The sequence below is a fragment of the uncultured Intestinibacter sp. genome (genome assembly GCF_902468165.1).
Lineage (GTDB): Bacteria > Bacillota > Clostridia > Peptostreptococcales > Peptostreptococcaceae > Intestinibacter.
Genome location: NZ_CABQXJ010000001.1, coordinates 1 through 23,469, shown reverse-complemented (window position 1 = coordinate 23,469; position 23,469 = coordinate 1). Strand labels below are relative to the sequence as shown.

Here is a 23,469-nt window from a genome sequence, read left to right as displayed (position 1 = left end):
TCTCCTTATCTAACTTCACAACCATCATTTGCACCAACAGCAGTTGGTATTATTAAATCATCACCATCGTTACCTGCTGCAAGTATCATACCTTGAGATTCAACACCTCTTAATTTAACTGGTTTTAAGTTGCATACTACTATAACATCTTTTCCAACCATTTCTTCTGGTTTATACCATTTAGCTATACCAGATACTATTTGTCTAGTTTCTGAACCTAATTTAACTTGAGAAACTAAAAGTCTGTCTGCTTTTGGATGTTTTTCGCAGCTTAATACTTTACCTACTCTTAATTCTACTTTATCAAGATCGTCTATTGTTATTTCTTCTTTATGTTGTAATGGAGCTTCTGTCACTTCTTCTTCCTCGTCTTTCTTTTCTGCAAATAATTCTTCAAGTTCTGCAACTTCTTTGTCTATATCTAATCTTTGGAATAATATTTCACCTTTAGTTACTTTTGTTCCTGGTTTTATTAATCCAAATGTTGCAGTACTTTCCCAGTTTGTTAATTCTTCACCTTCTATACCCATTTGAGCGTAGATTTTCTTAGCTGTAGTGTTCATTATTGGGTTTATTAATGTAGAGAATATTCTTATTGATTCACATAAGTTGTATAAAACTGTATCTAATACATCTTTTTTGCTTTCGTCTTTTGCAAGTACCCATGGAGCAGTTTCGTCGATGTATTTGTTAGTTCTTCTTATTAATTTCCATACACCTTCTAATGCTTCGTGGAATTGCATTTTGTTCATTTGTTCTTCGAATATTCTTCTTGATTCTTTAGCTTGTTCTTTTAATGCTTCGTCAAATTCAGTAGCAACTTTTGGTTCTGGTATTATTCCACCATTGTATTTTTCAACCATTGCTATAGTTCTACTTACTAAATTTCCTAAGTCATTAGCTAAGTCTGTGTTTATTCTTGTTACGAAGTTTCTATGAGTGTAACTTCCATCTTGACCAAATGCGAATTCTCTTAATAGATAGTATTTTAATGTATCTATTCCGTATCTTTCTATCATTTGTTCTGGGTAAACTATGTTACCTTTTGATTTACTCATTTTGTCATTAGCAAATAATATCCAACCATGTCCAAATACTTGTTTAGATACTGGTAAATCTAATGCCATTAATATTGCTGGCCATATTATTGTATGGAATCTGATTATTTCTTTACCTACAACTTGTATGTTAGCTGGCCAGTATTTTTGGAATAATGAATCGTCTTCGCTCATATATCCTAACGCAGTTATATAGTTGCATAATGCATCTACCCAAACATATATAACGTGTTTTTCGTCGAATGGTACTTTTATACCCCAGTCGAATGTAGTTCTAGTTACACATAAGTCTTCTAGACCTGGTTCTAAGAAGTTAGCTATCATTTCGTTAGCTCTAGCTTCTGGGAAACAGTAGTTAGGATTTTTGAATAACTCTTTTATTCTATCTTCATATTTAGATAGTTTGAAGAAGTATGCTTCTTCTTTTGCTACATAAGTTTCTCTACCGCAGTCAGGGCATTTATCTCCATCTACTAATTGAGATTCTGTCCAGAAACTTTCGCATGGAGTACAATATCTTCCTTCGTATTCACCTTTATATATATCACCTTGTTCATATAATTTAGTGAATATTTTTTGGATTACTTTTGTATGTCTTGGTTCAGTTGTTCTTATGAAATCATCATAAGATATGTCCATAGTCTTCCATAATTTTTTTATGTCAGCTATCATACCATCTAAGTATTCCATTTCTGTCATACCAGCTTCTCTAGCTTTTGTTTGTATTTTTTCACCATGTTCATCAGTTCCTGTTAAGAATCTTACATCATATCCACAGAAACGTTTGAATCTAGCTATTGCATCTGTTGCAACAGTTGTATAAGTGTGACCTATATGTAATCTACCACTTGGATAGTATATAGGCGTTGTAATATAAAAAGTTTCTTTGCTCATTTTATTTCCTCCTTAGATTTTCAATATATTAAAAAAACTCGCCCCCTATGAAACCATAGGGGCGAGTTATATTCGCGTTACCACCCTAATTATCCAGATAAAACTGGATATCTTAGTAGACTGTTAACGAGTCCATCCGTCTTATCCTAAATTAATTCAGATAAGAAGCTCCAAGGCCATATTCAATAATCAATTCGACGCTAGCTTTCACCTTACCTAGCTCTCTGTGGATAAATTGGATTATCTACTCTTCTCTTCATTGCTTTTAAATAAATCAATATTTTTATATTATATAATTTTAAACAAAAAATTCTTTTTTATTCAAAATAAACTTATTTTTAAGATAATTTCTTATATCGTTATTATTTTATTAAATAAAAAAAAACTTGTCAAGATTGATACTAATTTATTATTTTATTTCAGAAAATGTATATCTTTCTTTACGAGGCAGAAGAATTTCAAACTCAGTAGTAAGTCCATTATCATAAACTTTTTTATGGAATTCTGGAAGTTTTCTTCCTATCCATTTTTCCAAAGTTGCCTCCATATCATCAGTACAAACTTCTTCTTCAAAATTCATATCAAAATTATATATTCCAGCACAAGGATTATAAACTTCTCTACTTACTTCATATTTTTTCAAATTAACCACCCCTATTTCAAATTTTTAATATTATTTATATCTTAAAATTCTTTCCACTTTAATTATAATCTTATTTTCTAACAATTTTCCAATATTTTTATTCGACAATCATACTTTTTATTGAAAAAACAAGGGATTAACAAGATATAACTCTTTGTAATCCCCTAAATTTTATCCAAACATTAAATAACATATGTACACAGATGCAAGTACTCCCGCAAAATGACTGAGTAATGCACAAACTAAAGTATGGCGTGTCTTTTTTATTTTTTGACTTCCGTAATAAATAGCCATAGTATAAAAGACTGTTTCAGATGCACCTACAATAGTTGCTCCCATTTTTTCTACTAAACTATCAACTGATACTCTTGCAGCAAGCTCACTATACATACCCAAGGCCCCACTTCCTGATACAGGTTTCATTATTATAAGACCTATTAACTCTTTTGGTATCTTAAAAAAATTTGCAATAGGTGCAAATATAAACTCCAACATTTCTATCCCTTTTCCAGATTTAAAAATCCCTATAGCTATAAAAATTCCTATTATATATGGAAGTATATTTAAAGCTGTTTTTAGCCCATCAATTGCGCCAGTAATAAATGATTCAAATACATCTATCTTTTTATATTTTCCATATACAATTATAAATAGCATAATTAAGGGAATTGCTAAATTAGCTATTAAATCCAGCACTATCTACTCCCCCTCTCAAAAATCTTACAAGACACAATAGCTACTACAGTTGAGACAGTTGTCGCTACCAATGTTGAAATTATAATTTCATTTGGATTTACAGAGCCGGCATCTGCTCTTATTTTTAGCATTGTAAACGGTATCAACTGAATAGATGATATATTTATAACTAAAAACATTATCATTTCATTAGATGCTCTGTCTTTTTGTTTATTCAAAGTTTGGAGTTCTTCCATAGCTTTTAATCCAAATGAAGTCGCTCCATTTCCTGCCCCCAACATATTTAGTATTATGTTCATTATTATGTAACTCATAGCTTTGTGATTTTTAGGTATCTTAGGAAATAATCTTTTTAAGATAAAATCCATTTTTTGTCCTATCATATCTATTAGCCCAGAATCCTTTGCTATATTCATTATTCCCATCCAAAGAGCCATTATTGCTGCCAAACCTATTGTAAATTCAATAGCTCTAGAACCTTCATTTAAAATTACATTATTTAGTTCCGGTAGATTTCCAAAACATATACTTCCCACTATACCTATCGCCACCATATAAAACCATATTTTGCTAATTTTTTTCACCTTCCTTTAAAATAGTATTATTTTTGTGTGCAATAGTTAATTGTTACTTTAAATAATTTTATGATGTATGAATACTACTTTATACTTGAAAGTTTAGCAATATTGTGTTTTAGTATATGTATAGGGTTTTTAATTAATTAAAAATATTTAAGGAGAAATAAAAATGCGAAATTTAACTCTACTTACAGATTTGTATCAACTTACAATGATGAATGGGTATTATGAAAAAAATATTCATGAAGATATAGTTGTATTTGATATGTTTTTTAGAAAAAACGCTTGCGACGGTGGCTACACTATTATTTGTGGTATTGAGCAACTAGCTGAGTATATAAATAATTTGCATTTTTCAGAAGATGACTTAGACTATTTAAGAAGTTTAAACTTGTTCTCTGAGGGGTTTTTGAATTTTCTAAAGGAATTTAAATTTACAGGAGATATATATGCAGTTGAGGAAGGTACAGTTATGTTCCCTGGCGAACCTATAATAACTGTAAAAGCACCTTTATATCAAGCCCAATTAATAGAAACTGCGTTACTTACTATAGTGAACTTCCAATCACTAATAGCAACTAAAGCGTCTAGAGTTTGTTATGCTGCTCAAGGGGATCCTGTTCTTGAATTCGGACTAAGAAGGGCTCAAGGACCAGATGCAGGTACTTATGGTGCAAGAGCTGCTGTTATCGGTGGTTGTGCTGGTACAGCTAATGTATTAGCGGGGAAAATGTTTGACATACCTGTCGTTGGAACACATGCTCATAGCTGGGTTCAAAAATTCGATACTGAATTAGAAGCCTTCCAAGCATATGCAGATGTGTATCCAGATAATTGCTTATTATTAATAGATACATATAACGTATTAAAAAGTGGTCTTCCAAACGCAATTAAAGTATTTGATAATTTAAGAGCTAAGGGATATGAACCATCTGGTATACGTATAGATTCAGGAGATTTACAATATCTTTCTAATGAAGTAAAAAAAGAATTAGAAAAAGCAGGATATCATGATTTAAAAATAACTGCTTCTAATGATTTGGATGAATACATAATTTCAGACTTAAAATCAAGCGGTACAGCAGTCAATTCATGGGGTGTTGGTACTAAACTGATTACGTCTGCAGAGTCACCTTCTTTAGGTGGTGTTTATAAATTAGCTGGTTCTTATAAAGGAGATACATTAATACCTAAAATAAAAGTATCTGAAGACCCAGAAAAAATAAATAACCCAGGTTATAAAAAAGTGGTTAGAATATTTGATAAAGAAAATATAGCTCAAGCAGATTTAATAATGCTAAAAGATGAAGCTATTGATACTACTAAACCTTTAACAATATTCCATCCTACATATACTTGGAAAAAATCAACTTTTGAAGACTATACAATCAAAGAACTTCATAAACCTTTATTCATTAATGGTGAATGTAAATATGAATACAAACCGATTAATGAGATAAAAGCTTATGTAAATTCTCAGCTTGAAACATTCTGGGATTCTTATAAGAGACTTTCTTCACCAAAGAAATATAAAGTCGATTTATCTAAAGGACTTTGGAATTTAAAAACTGATTTATTAGCTTCAAAGAAAGTATTTTAATAAAAATAATTTATAGATAAAGAGGGGGGTCAATTAATGGACGTTACTGATTACAGAATTATAGAGATATTACAAAAAGATGGTAGAATCTCTATGAAAGACTTAGGAAAAATAGTAGGATTAACTTCTCCTGCCGTTTCAGAAAGAGTGAAAAGACTAGAAGAATCTGGTGTAATTGAAGGTTATAAAGCAATTGTAAATCCAGATGCATTAGGAAGAGTTATAAAAGCATTTATACACATATCTTTACCAAGTGATAAATATGAACCATTCCTAGAAACTGCAAGAAAAGATCCTCGCATAGTTGAGTGTCACCATATAACTGGAGATGACTGCTCGCTACTAAAGGTTATAGTGAAGGATATGTATGAGCTTGAAAGTGTTATCGATAGTATAAAATCAATAGGTACAACTAAGACCTCTGTTATTTTATCTACGCCTATACAAGCAAAATCTATACTATAATTAATTTAATATAATAAAAAAATAGTCTGCTAAAGGTACAAATATTAAGTACCATTTGGCAGACTTTTATTTTATATTTCTTTATCTGTTTTGTATCTATAAAAATACACAGTTAAAATAAATTCCATATATGTTTTTATTACTCCATTGTCCTCTAAAGGATTTAACAATTTTCTTGTAGCTACTAAATCACAATATCCAAGCAACATTATGCCTATAATATCATCACCCAGCTCATCAAATTGTTTCCATAATGCTTCTTTTCCAACATTTCCTGTTTTATACGCTACTAATAAAGTCATATGGTAGCGTACATATCTAAATAATTTTTCAGTAGTTATTTCACTTAGTCCTAATTCCTTGCCTAATTTAAGAACTATCTCACCACCAGTTACATCATGTCCCTTAAAATGTGTTCTACCTGTGGCATCTACAGTTTTAGCTGCTGGTTTACCAATATCATGTAAGAAAACACCTAATTTTAATATTTCTAATGTAGGAAACCCCGATTCATCTTTTGAATTTAAATAATTCCAAATATCTTCTTTTAGATGACTTGGGAAAAATCTCTCTGTTTGTAATATACTTTCAAAATGACCTAGAGTATATAGAGAATGTTGAAAAGCATTAACTATATGATATTTGCATTTACCAACTTCCTTCATATCCTTAATGCTAGGTATTATTTGTTCTAATAAACCTCTTTCATCTAGTTCTTCTATTTTTGTAGAGGAATTTTCATATTTCAGACATTGCAATAACTGCTTTCCTATATCCATCTAATCACCCCTGTTTATAAAATTAAACAATCTATCTCAATTTTACTACAAGTCTAACACTTGCTTATATACAACATCTTTTTTTAATTTTCTTTCTTTGCAGACAGTTTTAATGGCGTCTTTTTTGCTAAGACCATCATTAATTAAAACTTCAACATATTCTCTCTCTGATAGTTCATCATAATTATTTTTGGCTTGTTTTTTACCTTTAAATCCATCTACAATTAGTACAAATTCACCTTTAACTTCTTTTTCTTCATATATTTTTAAAACTGTTTCAATATCTTCTCTTATTACTTCTTGATATTTTTTAGTTAATTCTCTATTAACAGCAATTTTTCTATTTCCAAAGAATTTTAACATATCTTTTAGTGTATCTTTTAATCTATGTGGTGATTCATAGAAAATCATAGTTCTATCTTCTTCTTGTATTTCTTCAAGTCTTTTTCTACGTAATTTTTTATCTCTATCTAAAAATCCTTCAAATACAAATTTGTGTGTATCTAATCCAGAACCAACTAAAGCTACTGTAAATGCTGTTGCTCCAGGTAATACATCTATTTCTATATTATTTTCTATAGCTTGTTTTATTAAGTCTTCTCCAGGATCTGATATCCCAGGCATTCCTGCATCACTTATTAGTGCTATATTTTCTCCATCTAATAATTTACTTATTAAATAATCACCTTTAGTATCCTTATTATGCTCAAAATAACTTGTCAAAGGTTTTGAAATTTCAAAGTGATTTAAAAGTTTTATACTATGTCTTGTATCTTCTGCTGCAATTAAATCTACTTCATTTAATACCTTTAAAGTTCTATATGTTATATCTTCCAAGTTTCCTATAGGTGTTGGACATATATATAATTTTCCACTCATATTACTCTCCTATATCTTCGTTGGCATATATTTTTCTTATTTCTTCTGTATAATTTCCATCATCACCATATACATATAGAGGGTCTAGTATTTTTAGTTCTGGTCTACCATCTTTAGTAAATTCAACTAACATTAAGTTAGGAGCTTTTCCTACTTTAGGATGTATAAATTGAACTACTTTTGGCTCTAATCTATATTTTCTACCTAACTCGATTATATCTACTAATCTAGTTGGTCTGTGTATCATAAAGAATTTCCCTCTAGGCATTACAAGTCTAGAAGCTGCTCTTATTACATCTTCTAAATTACACATTATCTCATGTCTTGATATTGCTTTTTTATCATTTGGATTTTTTATTCCATCCATATGCATATATGGTGGGTTTGATGTTGCTACATGGTATCCATGTACTTCTAATTCTTTATCTATAGTTTTTATATCTGCATTTACGATTTCTACTCTATCTTCTAAATTATTTAATTTTACAGATCTTGTAGCCATTTCATAAACTTCTTCTTGTATTTCAACACCTATTATTTTGCTAGCTTTACTTTTTCCCGCTATTAAGATAGGTATTATACCTGTTCCAGTACCTAAATCAACTACTTTTGCATTATTTTTTACTTTTGCAAAGTTAGCTAATAATACTGCATCTATTCCAAAACAAAATCCTGTTTTATCTTGTATTAATTTTAATCCTTTTAGTTGTAAATCATCAATTCTTTCAGTTTCCTTTAAAGTTACCTGCATAAAATCTCCTTTAGTCTTCTAATTTTCTAAGTTCTTTTAATGTCTCTAAATCTATGCCATCGTGATTGCATTTTCCACCACCACAGCATCCATTTTCACATTTTTTAGGTACATGAAGAACTTTAACTTCTTCACGTAAACAAGTTTTTATTGTTTTATCGTTAAATTCTATTTTCATTTGTTCAAGTAATGGATTTATTTCTATTACTTTACCTTTTTGATTGTCTACTTTTACTATACTTCCTACAACAGGCATTTTTTCTATTGCTTCTACATAAACATCATGTTCATATTTTAAACAGCAGAATAAACGACCACATATACCTGATATTTTTGTAGGATTTAGAGATAAACTTTGGTCTTTTGCCATTTTTATTGACACAGGTTGGAAATCTCCAAGCCAAGAAGAACAGCATAATTTTCTTCCGCAAGTTCCAAGACCACCTATTGATTTAGCTTCATCCCTTACACCAATTTGTCTAAGTTCTATTCTTGTTTTGAATATTGATGCTAAATCTTTTACTAGTTCCCTAAAATCTATTCTTCCCTCTGCAGTGAAATAGAATATTAGTTTATTTCTGTCAAATGTATATTCACAATCGATTAAAAACATAGTTAATCCATGTTCTTTTATTTTTTGTTGGCAAATTTCAAAAGTTTCTTTTGCTTTTTCTTTATTTTCTGCATAGATAGCTTTATCTTCTTCTGTTGCAATTCTTATTATAGGTTTTAATGGAGAAATTAGTTTTTCCTCTTCTATTTCTTTAGGTCCAACAACTATTCTACCAAATTCAAGTCCCCTAGCAGTTTCTACAACAACATCTATATCTTTTTCTATTTCGAAATCTACTGGATCAAAATAATAGATTTTACCAGCATTTTTAAATCTAACCCCAACTATTTTTATCATTTAATCACCTCATATATATTTAAAGTCATAACTTGTATGCTAATATTGAAATTACAATTACTTCTCAACTTATTTTTTGTCTCTTCTATTATATCAATAATCTTTGATAATTGAGAATAAGTTGTTTTATTGCTCATGTTTTTTACAAATATTAGCCTATCTAAATTTATAATCATACTATTATCTACATTCTCTTTTACCATCATAATATCTCTAAAGTAATTAATCAGCAAATCTAAAACATTTGTTATTTGATCTTTATATTTTTCTATACTAGATTGTATGTCCATTATCTCAATTAAGTTTCCATTTAAAAATGTTTCAACGTATTTTTGTACTTCTTCTCTCATAAGATGAAACTCTTCTGATTCAGAAAGTTCTATTGCCTTTTTCATACTTCCCCTAGAGAAATTTGCAAGTAGTGATGCTCTTTTTGAATCTATTCCATTCATAGTTAAATAACTTGCTACTTCTTGCATTGGTATTGGTGTAAATTTAATAATTTCACATCTTGATTTTATTGTATCTAATAACGATTCCTTATTATCAGTTATAAGGATTATTATAGCATATTTTGGTGGTTCCTCTAATGTTTTAAGCAATGCATTTTGTGCCTCTACTGTCATTTTCTGAGCTTCATCAATTACATATATTTTGTATGATTTGTAAGGCTTTACTAATATGTCTGATTGCAATTTTCTTATTTGAGCTATTTTGATACTATTGCCATCTGGTTTTATTTCTATATAGTCTGGACTATTGAATAAATTCTCCATTTCCAATAAAATTGCAGCTAATTCTCTAGCCATTGTATTTTTCCCTATACCATTTGGGCCTTCAAACATATATGCATGGCTTACCATATTTGATTTTATACTATTTGTTAAATATTTTTTTGCAAAATTTTGCCCTTTTATTTTTTCAAAATACATATATCTTCCTCCATTTTTATAGAATTTATATCTATCCATAACTTCGGAATATAAATCTATTTGTTTAGTATTTTTTCTTCTATGATAGAATATATCTCATTATGTATATCGTCTATAGTTCTCATGTTGTTATTTTCTACACAGTTGATTTTTTTCCAATCATATTTTTGAGCTATATAAAGCGAATTTTCATATGATTTTTTTAAGTATTCAAAGTCACTTTCATGTATATCCTTTTGACTTTCTCCTGTTATCTTGTTATTTCTATCTTTCATAAGTGATTTACTTACTTCAGCAGGAACATCTAAGAATATTACACAATCTGGCTCTGGTATTTTATATAAATTAAATTCTAAATCACTTAACCAGTCTAAGTATTTATCTCTTTCTGATTCATCTAATTTAGATGCTTGGTGAACCATGTTTGAAGTTGTATATCTGTCACATATTATTATTCCACCATCGTTGTAGAATTCTTCCCATTCAGTTTTAAATGATGCATATCTATCTACTGCATAGAATGTTGAACAAACATATGGATCTACGTCTGTAGCACTTTTACCGAAGTCTCCTCTTAGATACATTTTTACTAATGCTGATGATTCCGAATCATAATTTGGGAATTCTACTTTCTTAATTTTATAATTTTCTGCTTCTAATCTATCATATAACTTTTTAGTCTGTGTAGCTTTACCACTTCCGTCAGACCCTTCTATAATTATTAACTTACCTTTCATTTATAATGCCTCCATAATAAACTTTTTTATATTAAATGTCGTTGTCTATCTCTCAATTATTTCAATTATCTCCAATGAGCTATCTTTTAATCCACTTACGTGCATTCCATATTTTTTGCACTCAAGTATATAATCTACTACTTCTTGTGTTATGATTTCACCTGGTGATGTCAAACTTATACCTGGTGGATATGGAATTATATACTCTCCAGAAATTTGTCCTATACTTTCTTTTAATAAAACTTCTTTTTTATTGCTGTAAAAAGCTTGTCTAGGCGAAATTATTTTTTCTGGTATTAAATTTGGATAATTTAGTTTCATTAGCTTAGTAACATTATCATCTGATTTATCCAAATTATTATCAATATCTAAATCCTTAGATATTGATTTTATAGCATCTAAGAATTTATCTAAATCTTCTTTTTCATTTCCTATAGTGCATATTAATAAAACTCCATAGTAATTTGAAAGCTCAACTTGGATATTATGCTTATATCTAAGCATTTCTTCTAAGTCATATCCATTTATGCCCAAATCTTTAAGTGATACAAATAATTTTGTAGAGTCATGTCCTTTTAAAACTTTTATTCCTTTAATTTGTGATAACTCTTTTTCAAAATTATCTATATTAGTTAATAAGTCTTTCATCAATTCTTGTCCAAATCTATCATAAATATCAATCGCAATTTCTAAAGATGACATCATAACATATGATGGACTTGATGATTGAACTATTTTTAAAAATCTTTCTAAATTCTTTTTATCTACCAAATTTCCTTGAACATGCATGATAGATGATTGAGTAAATGATGGTAATGTCTTATGAACACTTTGTATTACTATATCTGCACCTTGCTCAAGTGCTGATTTTGGTAAAGCTTCACTTAATCCTAAATGTGCCCCATGTGCCTCATCTACAATTACAACCATATCTTTTTTATGTGCATATGTACAAATTTTTTCTAAGTCAAATACCATCCCATAATAGCTAGGATAAGTAAGCATAAGCACTTTTACATCACTATTATTATCTATCGCATCTATAACATCTTTCTCATTAACACCGTTTATAGTGTAAGTATCTTCACATATACTTCCTTTTATATATACTGGATTTACATCACCTAATATAAAAGCATTTATAGCTGATTGATGACAATCCCTATTTATAAGTATTTTGTCTCCTGGGACACAAGTCGATAATATTGCAGCTTGTATTCCACATGTACTACCATTTACTAGATAGTAAGTTTTTTCACTCTTAAAAATTTGTTTGGCTCTTTCTTGAGAGTCTTTGATAATTCCTTCTGGTGAATGTAAATTATCAGTTTCTATAATTTCAGTTATATCCATTTTATATAGATTTTTTACTAAATTTTCATATCCTAACTTATCATATATTTTACCTTTTTTATGACCAGGCATATGAAAAGATACTAAATCATCATTAACTATGTTTTGTAACTTATTATTTATATAATTTTTTTCGTACTTTACTGCTTTTGTCATATATATTTAAATATTGTCCTTTCTTGAATAATCTCAAGCACTTATATTAATTTTTTCTAGTCTTATTATAATATAAGATAGATATTATTAATATAAATAATTGAAATATAGGATATTATCATATTTTTAATTTATTGTAAAATAAAAAATACGATATTGTATCTTTAAAAATTTTGCCATTAAAACAATCTATCATTTCCTTAGAACAAAAAAAGTCGCTAATATAAATATTAACGACTTACTTAATCTCATTTTTTATTTTAAGTTGAATATCTAGTCATAAAAATTATCTAATCTTCTATATAGCCATTAAATATCTTATTTAATAACATAGAATTTATATAAGCTACAACTCCAAAACTTATACAAGTATCTAAAAATACTATTTGTCCCCAATATTTCCCGAATAAAACAAATGCACCTAAAGGCATTAAAGTTAAAACTAACATTATTAATGTATATGGAAGATGTTTTATTGACATTAAAACCGCATTCATTAAAGTATTTTTTATACTATTTTCAAATCTAGCTACAAGCGGAAATACATATACTACAATAAATCCTATTACAATACTTATTAAAGTAAATATAAATTTAAAAGCAGTACTTAATATATCATTTGACATTAAACTACACATATAAAAATCAAGTCCTATAAAAGATGCCACTAATAATAAAATTAACCAGATAATTGTACTTTGTTTGAAGTTTTGCTTAAACTGTTTAAAAAATTCTTTAACGGCGTAAACATCTTCATCTCTTGTCGATTTCATAGAAACACAATAAAGTGCAGTCGTCGATGCACCTATCGTTACAATAGGTATTGAACAAATAACAAATAAAAAATTTAAAATTATTGTATCAGATACTTTTGATATCCCCGCAAAAAAGTTATTATCATAATCAAATATTTTCCCCATAAAACACTACTCCTTAAAATATAAATAAAACTGCTATAGATATTATAGCAGTTTTATTTAACTTATTTTTATTAGTTTGTTATTACTATACCTGTTTCTTTATCAAATATATGAACTTTTTCCATATCCATTATAAACTTAACTTTATCTCCCATTCTAGCAGTTGTATCAGCATTTACCCTTGCAGTCATAGGGAAGTTTTCTAAATCAAAGTATAAATAAACTTCTGAACCAAGTAATTCATATACATTTATTTTTACGTTTAATTCAGCTCCTTTTTTTACTTCTACTAATTCTTTAGGATCATATATATTTTCTGGTCTAATACCCATTGTAACAGTTTTATTTAGATATCCTTGTTCAACTACTTCTTTTGCTTTATCTTCTGGTAAAACAAATTTATTTTCTTTCATTTTTAATACAACTTTTCCATCTTCTTTTGCTACTGCTACATCTATAAAGTTCATTTGTGGAGAACCTATAAATCCTGCAACAAATAAGTTTTGTGGATAATTATATAAATTTTGTGGAGTATCGACTTGTTGTATTATTCCATCTTTCATAACTACAATTTTAGTTCCTAAAGTCATAGCTTCAGTTTGGTCATGTGTTACATATATCATTGTTGCCCCTAATCTTTCATGTAACTTAGCTATTTCAGTACGCATTTGAACTCTTAATTTTGCATCTAAGTTTGATAAAGGTTCATCCATTAAGAATACTTTTGGCTCACGAACTATTGCTCTACCCATAGCCACACGCTGTCTCTGACCACCTGATAAAGCTTTTGGTTTACGGTCTAATAATTTTTCTAAGTCTAATATTTTTGCTGCATTTCTAACTTTTTTATCTATTTCTTCTTGAGGAACTTTTTTAAGTTTTAATCCAAATGCCATATTATCATAAACTGTTAAGTGTGGATATAGTGCATAACTTTGGAATACCATCGCAATGTCTCTATCTTTAGCTTCAACATCATTTACAACTCTTCCATCTATTTTTAAATCTCCCCTACTTATATCTTCAAGCCCGGCTATCATTCTAAGCGTTGTTGATTTACCACAGCCTGATGGACCTACAAATATAATGAAATCTTTGTCATCTATTTCTAAATTAAAATCTTTTACTGCTTCAAAACCATTTGGGTATATCTTGCATATATTTTCTAATGATAAGCTTGCCATATTCCTAATTCCCTCCAATTTATTTATCCAATTAATTATTATTTATTTAATCTAACAACTGATTGTCTAACAACTAACTCTCCATCAAATATTTTATGTCTATTATCAGCATTATTTTCTATTAGATCAAATAAAATTTTACTTGTTTCCTTTGCCATATCTTCTACCGGTTGCCTTATAGTACTTATTGATGGATTGTAATAATAAGCTATATCCAGTCCATCAAATCCCATAACTGAGTAATCCTCTGGTATCTTTTTACCTGATTCTAATATTGCTTTACTTGCACCTATTGCCATACTATCCGAAATTGCATAAACTGCTGTAAATTCTTCATCTGATTCTAGAAGTTCTTTCATAAGTTTATATCCATTTTCCATAGTAAAAGCAGTTTCTTCTTGAAAAGTATATCTTATTAGATTTTCATTTATGGGTATCTGTCTTTCTTCTAAGGCTTTTTTATAACCCTGTACCCTCAATCCACTGATACTTTCATCCCATGGTTGAGCTGCCAGCATTACAATTTTTTCATGTCCATACTCACACAAACAATCTACAGCTTTTTTACTTTCCTTCACATCATCTACTGATACAGACGAATATATTTTTTTATCTACACCTTCAAACATTGATATTGTACTTAATACAAAAGGTACATTTATCTGTTTCAGTCGTTTCTCATCATGTGAAAACCATCCCCCTAAAAAGATAATTCCTTTTAATTTTCTTTCTTTTATTAATTGTAAAGCAACTTCAATCTCATCTTGATTTGAATCTACTCTATGTAATAAAAAAGTATATTTTCGATGTTGTATTTCTTCTTCAAATACTTTTATCATCTTTTGAAAAAATGGGTTATCTATACCTTTTATTAAAACTGCTATTGTTTCTGTTTGTGTACATTTCAAACTTCTGGCTGTGCTATTCGGCACAAAATTATTTTCTTTTATAACCTGTAGAATCTTTTCCCTTGTTTCATCACTTATGTCTGGATGATTATTAATAGCTCTTGAGACAGTACTAACGCCGACACCACATTTTTTAGCTATATCTTTTATTGTGATTGTCTTCATATCCCTATTTCCTTTCATACGTTTTCTCTCTATTTCTAATCAATCATACGAGCTATTTAATTTATATTCTTCCATATATCTTAGTTAATCTTTTTATTTTTTCTATTAATTCTTCAGAAAAACAATCTGGTTTCATTCTCCATTTCCAATTGTCACCTAGTGTAGATGGTATATTTATTCTAGCTGATTCATCCAATCCTAAAAAATCTTGAACTGGAATTATACATGTATCAGCAACACTCCCCATCGCCAAACAGATAAGATCCCAATTTCTATATTTTTCTTCTGAGTCTCTACTATTGATATAATCTATACACATTTGTTTATCTAAGGTATCTAATTCTTTATACCATCCTATAATCGTGTCATTGTCATGTGTACCAGTATAAACAACACAATTTTTATTATAGTTATGAGGTAAATAGTCACTTTCCTCTCTTGAATCAAATGCAAATTGAAGAACCTTCATTCCAGGATAACCTGTATCTTTAAGTAGTTTTATAACTGAATCTGTTAAAAATCCTAAATCTTCAGCTATTATTTTAACTTCCCCTAATTCTTGCTTTAATTGTTTAAATAGCTCTATCCCTGGTCCTTTCTCCCAAGTACCATTTACAGCTGTTTTACTTTTATAAGGTATTGAAAAATATTCATCAAACCCTCTAAAATGATCGATTCGAACAATATCATATAAATTATAACAATATTTTATTCTTTTTATCCACCATTTATAGTGAGTATATTTATGATATTCCCAATCATATAATGGATTTCCCCATAATTGTCCATCTTCAGAGAAAGAATCTGGTGGACACCCTGCCACTGCTATAGGATTTAGATTCTTATCAAATTGGAACAATTCAGGATTTGCCCATGTGTCTGCACTATCTAGTGCTACATATATAGGTATATCTCCAACTATTGATATTCCTTTTTTGTTAGCATATTCTTTTAATTTATGCCATTGATCTGAAAATAAATATTGAATATATTTATAAAATGTAATTTCTTCTTCTAACTTTTTACTATATTTTAATAATGTTTTTTTATCTCTTAATTTTAATTTATCGTCCCATTCTAACCAAGATATTCCCCCTAAGGAATCTTTGATTGCCATATATAAAGCATAATCATCTAACCACCATTTATTATATTTACAGTAAGCTTGAAATTTTTTATTATGTTCTATTTTGCTTCTTTTATAAGCTTTTTTTAGTATTTTAAACCTTGATAAATAGATTTTTTCATAATCAATATATTCGTCGTTTTTTCCCCAGTCGTAACTATCACATTCTTCTTGTGTTAATAGTTTTTCTTCGATTAGTTTGTCCAAATCTATAAAGTATGGATTACCTGCAAATGTAGAAAATGATTGGTATGGAGAATCCCCATATCCTGTTGGTCCAAGCGGTAGTATCTGCCATATTTTTTGATTAGCTTTTTCTAATATATCTACAAATTCATATGCTTCTTTTGAAAAACTTCCTATTCCATATTTTGAAGGTAAACTAGATATAGGTAGTAAAAATCCGTTTCTCCTCATGATGATCCCCCTTTTGTATTTCCTATCCTTTAACGGCTCCTGCAACAACACCTTCTATAATATGTTTTTGACAAGCTAAGTAGAATATTATTATTGGGATAATAGCTAACACTAACATAGCCATCATAGCTCCCATATCTCTATTACCATTTGATCCTACTAACATTTGAATTACAACTGGTATAGTTTTATATTTTGTTGATAAACCTATAACTAAATATGGTAATAGATAGTCATTCCATATCCACATTGCATTTAATATTGCTACTGTTATTGCTGTAGGTTTTAATATTGGTAATACTATATGGAAGTAAGTTTGTAGAGGATTACACCCATCTATCATAGCTGCTTCTTCTATTTCTAGTGGTATTGATTTTATAAATCCACTAAACATAAATATTGATAAACCGCATCCAAAACCTAAATATAAAACTATCATTCCAACAGGGTTAGCAAGATGTAATATATCTGCTAATTTAACCATTGGGAACATGACCATTTGGAATGGTACTATCATTGAAAATACAAATAAATAATATAGTACACTTGTAAATTTAGATTTTACTCTTGTTATATAATATGCTGTCATAGATGTAAAGAATAATATAACAACTACTGAACCAATTGTTATAAAAAATGACCACCCTATTGCACTTAAAAATCCTGTTTGTTCTAAACCATTAACATAGTTACTAAGTCCAACAAAAGTTTCTGATGTTGGTAGAGCAAATGGATTATCACTAATAAAGAATTTACCTTTAAATGAGTTTATTAGTATAAATAAAATCGGTGCTAAGAATACAACAACTAATGCACAAAGTATAAGGAATATCACTGTATTCCCAATATTTCTTTTTGGTTTTACACTAACTTCATTAGTGCCTTTTTTAGATACTGCTACATCCATTATTGTTCTACCTCCTTATTTCTAGTGTAATATAATTGAGCAAGTGCTATACAAGCTACTATAATAAAGAACATTACTGCTTTTGCTTGTCCTACACCTTCAAATCCTATTCTGCCGTAGAATGAGTTAACTATGTTTAATGCTAACATTTCTGTTTTATGCATTGGTGCCCCATTTGTTAATGCTAAGTTTTGGTCGAATAGTTTAAAACTATTTGATAATGTCAGGAATAAACATATTGTTATTGATGGCATTACCATTGGTATAGTAACATTTTTTAATGTTTGCCATTTGTTTGCACCATCTATTTTTGCTGCTTCGATTAATTCTGTTGGTACGTTTTGAAGTCCTGCTATATATATTATCATCATATAACCTATCATTTGCCAGTTCATAAGTAGGATCAATCCTATAAATCCATATTTTGCATCAGCAACTAATGTTGTAGCATATCTTGATAAAAATGCATTTATCATTGTTTGCCATGTATAACCTAAAACTATACCACCAATTAAGTTTGGCATGAAAAATACTGTACGGAAAAAGTTAGTTCCTTTTATCTTTTTAGTTAAAAAATATGCTAATACAAAAGCTATTACATTAACTGATATTATTGAAATTATTGTAAATAATCCTGTGAATCCAAATGAATATAAGAAATTTTGTCCTGCTGAAAATGCAGTTTTATAATTTTGAAGACCTGTGAAAGTTGCATCTGTTATTGTTGTGAATTTACAAAATGATAGATATATACCTATTACAAAAGGTAATATAAACGCAATCGCAAATGCTATAAGAGTTGGTACTATAAATACAGGCCAGTATTTTTTCAATGTTTTTTGCATGATACCCCTCCTGATATTTTATTTTATTAAATTAATTAGCCATAAATAAAGTATCTATATTATTACTCAATTTAGAATGTAATCTTATTTTCATTCTTAACGTCATTGATACTGTTATTTATGGCTGATTTTATGCTAAATTGACTAGATTAATTTTATATATTAATTATTTTGTTAGAGCTTTTTCGCTTGCCCATTCATCAACAACTTTTTTCTTAACATCATTCCATTTCATATTTCCATTACAATATTGAAGTAATGCATCACCGAAATCATCTTTAAATTGTTGACTTGGGAAAGTAGTGAAGTTCCAGTCTACATTGTAGTATTTATCATCTTTCATGTATCTTATAACTTCTTTAGCTAATGGATCTTGTGTAACTTCATCATCTGAGAAAGTATCAAATGGAGTTATGAATCCTAAGTCATTAGTAACATAATCTTTACCTTTATCAGAAGTGAATAACCAGTTTATAAAATCTTGTGTAGCTTTTTGGTCAGCTTCTGAAGCATTTTTATTTATGCAGAAGTAGTTTTCAGTACCTATGCAAAGACCTTGTTTTTCTTCACCTTTAACACCTGTATATATAGGCATGAATTTAACATCATCTTCTTTAACTGTATTTCCATCAACATCTGCTATTTGACTCCATCCCCAGTTACCATTTTGAACCATAGCGCATTGTCCTAAAGCGAATTCAGACATTGAATCTGTAACAGTTTTGCTTCCTAATAATGTAGGTTCACAAGTTGAATTGTTTATGTATAAATCAAATATGTTTTTAAAGTTATCTGAGTATTTAAAGCTTATTTCATCTTCATCTTTTACTTTATTATCTTTGTATTCATAATATATAGGAAGATTTGCTAAGTGAGTTTGCCATCTCCAATCTTCTCCTGGAGTTAATGATGTAGAAGCAAATACCCCTTTTATTCCTAATTCATCTTTTTTAGATTGCATATCTTCTGCAACTTCTTTTAATTTATCAAAGTTATTTATTTCATCCATAGATTTTACTTTTGCACCATCTAATGCAAAGTATTTATCCATTATTGATTGGTTATATATTATTCCGTATCCTTCTTCAACATAAGGTATACCATATACTTTACCATCGTCGCCTTTTATAGCTAAGTCTTCATTTAATAAATGTTTGTTTAATTCTGTATCAGTTAAATCTGCACAATAATCTTTCCAAGATTCATACCCTACTGGTCCATTTATTTGGAATAATGTTGGTGCATCTTTTTTAGCTATTTCTGATTTTAGAGTTTGTTCATATTTACCACTAGCAGCAGTAACAACTTTAACTTCTACCCCTGTTTCTTCTTTATATTTTTTAGCTATTTCTTTCCATTGTTTTTCTTGTTCTGGTTTAAAACTTAGATAATAAACACTACCTTTGTCAGATGACCCTGAACCACTAGAATCATTAGAACTACTGCAGCCAGTAAGCATCGCTACTGATAATACACTTGCTAAAGCAATTGATAAAAACTTTTTAACTTTCATATCTTCTCCCCCTGATTTGAAAAATGTGAATTAGTAACGTTACCGAAAACGTTTCCAATTTGTCGGATAACGTTTTTCTAATTACTAAAATAGTAGCACCGAATCTTTCAAAACGCAACATGATTTTTGGTATTTTTTTCAAATTAGTCATTTTTTTAAATAAAAATTCTCTATATTTGTCTAAATTAAATTTTGTCCAAAACATTAATATAGAGAATTTTTATCACTTCAAACTAGTTTAATTTCCAAATATCATCATTGTAATCTTGTATAGTTCTATCTGAAGAAAAATAACCGGCTTTACTTATATTTATTAACATCTTTTTAGCCCAATTTTCTCTATCTTCATATTGTTTAAATGCAATTTCTTTTGTTTTTATATAATCTTCAAGATCAAGTAATGCCATAAACCAGTCCTTCTTAATAATTTCTTTAAATACTCTTATTAAGTTTTCAGCATTACCTATACTCATTAGTTCTGTACCTATTATAAAATCTACTGCTTCTTTTATTTTAGGATTTCTTGCATATATATCTATAGATTCATAATCTTCATTTTCATAATGTTCTATTACAGTTTCACTATCTTTACCGAATATGAATATATTATCATCACCAACTAATTCATGTATTTCCACATTAGCACCATCTTCTGTTCCTAATGTTAGTGCTCCATTTAACATGAATTTCATATTTCCTGTTCCACTTGCTTCCTTAGATGCTAATGATATTTGTTCAGATATATCACAAGCAGGTATTAGTTTCTCAGCATATGTAACATTATAATTTTCAACCATAACAACTTTTAAATATTTATTTACTTGTTCATCATTATTTATAAGTTGTTGTAAACATAAGATTAAATGTATTATATCTTTTGCCATAGTATATGCTGGCGCTGCTTTAGCTCCAAATATAACTGTAATAGGAGTTGATGGTATGTTTCCTTTTTTAATATCTAAATATTTATAAATTACATATAATGCATTCATTTGTTGTCTTTTGTATTCATGTAATCTTTTTATTTGTATATCAAATATAGAGTTTTCATCAATATCTATATTTTGATGTTGTTTTATATAATCTTTTAGTACTAATTTATTATCAAATTTTATCTTTAATAATTTTTCAAGTACGTTTTTATCATCTATATATTGATCTAATTTTTCTAATTCAGTTGCGTCCTTTTTAAATCCATCACCTATTAATTCTTCTATAAAATTAGTTAATTCGTGATTACAATGCATTAACCATCTTCTAAAAGTTATTCCATTAGTTTTATTATTAAATTTTTCTGGATATATTTTATAGAAATTATTTAATTCATTTTTTTCTAATATTTCTGTATGAAGTGATGCAACCCCATTAACACTAAAACAATAGTGTATATCTATATGAGCCATATGTACTCTATCATCGTCATCAATTATATATAGACTTTCATCTTCATATTTTTCTCTAACTCTTTTATCTAATTCTTTTATTATATCTATTAAGTTTGGTACAGCTTTCTCTAAATAACTCATTGGCCATTTTTCTAATGCTTCTGCTAATATTGTATGATTTGTATATGCACAAGTTTTAGATACTATATCAATAGCCTCATCCATAGATAATCCTCTTTCAGTTAAAAGTCTTATCAGTTCTGGGATAACCATTGTTGGGTGAGTATCATTTATTTGTATTACTGCATAATCATATAGATCATGTAAATTACTTCCCTTTGCCTCACATTCATCCAATATTAATCTTGCAGCATTACTAACCATAAAATATTGTTGATATATACGAAGAAGTCTTCCATCTTCATCACTATCATCTGGATATAAGAATAAAGTTAAATTTTTAGCTATATCCTCTTTATTAAAGTTTATACTTTCATCATTTACTATACTCTCATCAATAGTTTCTACATCAAATAAATGAAGTTTGTTAACTCTATTATTATAACCAATAACATTTATGTCATATAATCTAGATTTTAATTTAAATTCTCCACATTCTATTTCATAAGTTGTATCAGTTTTATTTAGCCAACTATTTTGTTCTATCCATTCATTTTTTTGTTCTAATTGTAGTTTATCTTTGAATACTTGTTTAAATAACCCAAAATGATAATTTAAACCTACACCATCACCATCAAGACCTAAAGTAGCAATTGAATCTAAAAAGCATGCTGCCAATCTACCTAATCCGCCATTTCCCAGCGAAGGTTCTGGCTCTACTTCTTCTATATCAGATAGTTTTTTACCATTTGCTGATAATATAGAATTTACTTCATCATAAATACCTAAATTAATTAGGTTATTAGATAATAATTTTCCAATTAAGAATTCTGCTGAAATGTAATAAAGTTTCTTTTTCCCCTTATTGTTGTGTTTTTGATTTGCTAAATCATCTACTAAATTTAATAAAGCATAATAAATTTCTTCATTTGTGCAATTACTAATTTCTTTACCACACTTATCTTTTAATAAACTAGATACATCCATTAATCTTTTCCCCCTTATTAAGTCTCCTTTTTGCGAAAACGTTTTCGGTAACGTTACCAGTTTTTCATATAAATCCTCTTTTAAGGTAATTATAATTTATAGCCGTTTTATTTACAACCAATTTTTTACATTTAATATAGATTTATTTTTTATTTTGATGCTATTTATATATATTTTTTAATTATTAATCCAAGTATTATCAACAGTTTCAAGTTAAAAATACTATATATTAAAATATCCCCAAAGTTTTCATATGATTATATAATTTAACTAAAATAATAAACTTAATCACATGATACTTTTGGGGATAAAATAAAAAAGATTACGTGGCTACGTCTTACTCTCCCAGGCGGTTGCCCACCAAGTACCATCAGCGCTCAAGAGCTTAACTTCTGTGTTCGGAATGGGAACAGGTGTATCCTCTTTGCTATAATAACCACATAATCTTTATTGAATTTATTAAATTACTTTAATACTTTCAAAACTGAAAACATTTAATGAATGATATTCATTTGGTCAAGTCCTCGATCTATTAGTATCAGTAAGCTAAATATATTACTA

General features: G+C 28.6%; 21 protein-coding genes, 1 rRNA gene and 1 other annotated feature. Of the genes, 2 read left to right on the top strand and 20 right to left on the bottom strand.

Features of this window, described 5'->3' with window-relative positions; translation table 11 throughout:
* Positions 1-5: 5 nt before the first annotated feature.
* From metG to RDX53_RS00095, 4 genes are all read right to left on the bottom strand, one after another.
* Entirely contained in the window at positions 6-1,952 is a 1,947-nt protein-coding gene (metG, locus tag RDX53_RS00110) for a methionine--tRNA ligase (RefSeq protein WP_307993436.1), read from the bottom strand.
* A 54-nt stretch (positions 1,953-2,006) separates the two neighbouring features.
* Positions 2,007-2,221, bottom strand: a binding site (T-box leader).
* A gap of 140 nt (positions 2,222-2,361) precedes the next feature.
* Complete coding sequence (locus RDX53_RS00105) at positions 2,362-2,604, bottom strand: hypothetical protein (RefSeq protein ID WP_295763506.1); 243 nt, start codon at positions 2,602-2,604, stop codon at positions 2,362-2,364.
* Positions 2,605-2,766: 162 nt separating this feature from the next.
* Positions 2,767-3,291: a spore maturation protein gene (locus RDX53_RS00100; protein WP_295573547.1), complete on the bottom strand. Its 525-nt coding sequence runs from the start codon at positions 3,289-3,291 to the stop codon at positions 2,767-2,769.
* Positions 3,291-3,875, bottom strand: a complete 585-nt coding sequence (locus RDX53_RS00095) for a nucleoside recognition domain-containing protein (protein ID WP_307993435.1) — start codon at positions 3,873-3,875, stop codon at positions 3,291-3,293. Before RDX53_RS00095 ends, RDX53_RS00100 begins: the two co-directional genes overlap by 1 nt.
* Before the next feature lie 163 nt (positions 3,876-4,038).
* Between RDX53_RS00095 and RDX53_RS00090 the strand changes: the two genes are divergently transcribed.
* Positions 4,039-5,469: a nicotinate phosphoribosyltransferase gene (locus tag RDX53_RS00090; protein WP_195929608.1), complete on the top strand. Its 1,431-nt coding sequence runs from the start codon at positions 4,039-4,041 to the stop codon at positions 5,467-5,469.
* A gap of 36 nt (positions 5,470-5,505) precedes the next feature.
* On the top strand, positions 5,506-5,934 hold the full coding sequence (locus tag RDX53_RS00085; protein ID WP_195929607.1) for an Lrp/AsnC family transcriptional regulator: 429 nt from the start codon (positions 5,506-5,508) through the stop codon (positions 5,932-5,934).
* A 71-nt stretch (positions 5,935-6,005) separates the two neighbouring features.
* Here the strand turns inward: RDX53_RS00085 and RDX53_RS00080 are convergent, their stop codons facing one another.
* From RDX53_RS00080 to rrf, 16 genes are all read right to left on the bottom strand, one after another.
* The gene (locus tag RDX53_RS00080) at positions 6,006-6,713 is read right to left on the bottom strand and encodes an HD domain-containing protein (RefSeq protein ID WP_195929606.1); all 708 of its coding nucleotides are present in this window, start codon (positions 6,711-6,713) and stop codon (positions 6,006-6,008) included.
* Positions 6,714-6,758: 45 nt separating this feature from the next.
* A complete protein-coding gene (rsmI, locus tag RDX53_RS00075; protein WP_295676259.1) occupies positions 6,759-7,592 on the bottom strand; it encodes a 16S rRNA (cytidine(1402)-2'-O)-methyltransferase in 834 nt (277 codons plus the stop codon).
* Position 7,593: 1 nt separating this feature from the next.
* Entirely contained in the window at positions 7,594-8,343 is a 750-nt protein-coding gene (locus RDX53_RS00070) for a tRNA1(Val) (adenine(37)-N6)-methyltransferase (RefSeq protein WP_195929604.1), read from the bottom strand.
* A 10-nt stretch (positions 8,344-8,353) separates the two neighbouring features.
* Entirely contained in the window at positions 8,354-9,253 is a 900-nt protein-coding gene (locus tag RDX53_RS00065) for a stage 0 sporulation family protein (protein ID WP_195929603.1), read from the bottom strand.
* Positions 9,250-10,185: an AAA family ATPase gene (locus tag RDX53_RS00060; protein ID WP_195929602.1), complete on the bottom strand. Its 936-nt coding sequence runs from the start codon at positions 10,183-10,185 to the stop codon at positions 9,250-9,252. Before RDX53_RS00060 ends, RDX53_RS00065 begins: the two co-directional genes overlap by 4 nt.
* 56 nt (positions 10,186-10,241) lie before the next feature.
* Positions 10,242-10,922 (bottom strand): thymidylate kinase, encoded by a 681-nt coding sequence (locus RDX53_RS00055; RefSeq protein ID WP_195929601.1) that lies wholly within the window; start codon positions 10,920-10,922, stop codon positions 10,242-10,244.
* 45 nt (positions 10,923-10,967) lie between these two features.
* Positions 10,968-12,431, bottom strand: coding sequence for an aminotransferase class I/II-fold pyridoxal phosphate-dependent enzyme (locus RDX53_RS00050; protein ID WP_307993434.1), 1,464 nt, complete (start codon positions 12,429-12,431; stop codon positions 10,968-10,970).
* 290 nt (positions 12,432-12,721) lie between these two features.
* Positions 12,722-13,351, bottom strand: a complete 630-nt coding sequence (locus RDX53_RS00045) for a YesL family protein (protein WP_307993432.1) — start codon at positions 13,349-13,351, stop codon at positions 12,722-12,724.
* A 71-nt stretch (positions 13,352-13,422) separates the two neighbouring features.
* On the bottom strand, positions 13,423-14,535 hold the full coding sequence (locus tag RDX53_RS00040; RefSeq protein ID WP_195931075.1) for an ABC transporter ATP-binding protein: 1,113 nt from the start codon (positions 14,533-14,535) through the stop codon (positions 13,423-13,425).
* A 38-nt stretch (positions 14,536-14,573) separates the two neighbouring features.
* Complete coding sequence (locus RDX53_RS00035; RefSeq protein WP_330593221.1) at positions 14,574-15,626, bottom strand: LacI family DNA-binding transcriptional regulator; 1,053 nt, start codon at positions 15,624-15,626, stop codon at positions 14,574-14,576.
* Between the two features lie 43 nt (positions 15,627-15,669).
* Positions 15,670-17,151, bottom strand: coding sequence for a 4-alpha-glucanotransferase (malQ, locus tag RDX53_RS00030; RefSeq protein ID WP_307993431.1), 1,482 nt, complete (start codon positions 17,149-17,151; stop codon positions 15,670-15,672).
* Positions 17,152-17,173: 22 nt separating this feature from the next.
* Entirely contained in the window at positions 17,174-18,058 is an 885-nt protein-coding gene (locus RDX53_RS00025) for a carbohydrate ABC transporter permease (RefSeq protein WP_195931077.1), read from the bottom strand.
* Positions 18,058-18,903, bottom strand: coding sequence for a sugar ABC transporter permease (locus tag RDX53_RS00020; RefSeq protein ID WP_307993430.1), 846 nt, complete (start codon positions 18,901-18,903; stop codon positions 18,058-18,060). Before RDX53_RS00020 ends, RDX53_RS00025 begins: the two co-directional genes overlap by 1 nt.
* Before the next feature lie 166 nt (positions 18,904-19,069).
* A complete protein-coding gene (locus RDX53_RS00015; RefSeq protein WP_195931079.1) occupies positions 19,070-20,416 on the bottom strand; it encodes an ABC transporter substrate-binding protein in 1,347 nt (448 codons plus the stop codon).
* Between the two features lie 233 nt (positions 20,417-20,649).
* Entirely contained in the window at positions 20,650-22,908 is a 2,259-nt protein-coding gene (locus RDX53_RS00010; protein ID WP_307993429.1) for a glycogen/starch/alpha-glucan phosphorylase, read from the bottom strand.
* Between the two features lie 324 nt (positions 22,909-23,232).
* Positions 23,233-23,349, bottom strand: a 5S ribosomal RNA gene (rrf, locus tag RDX53_RS00005).
* Between the last annotated feature and the right edge of the window lie 120 nt (positions 23,350-23,469).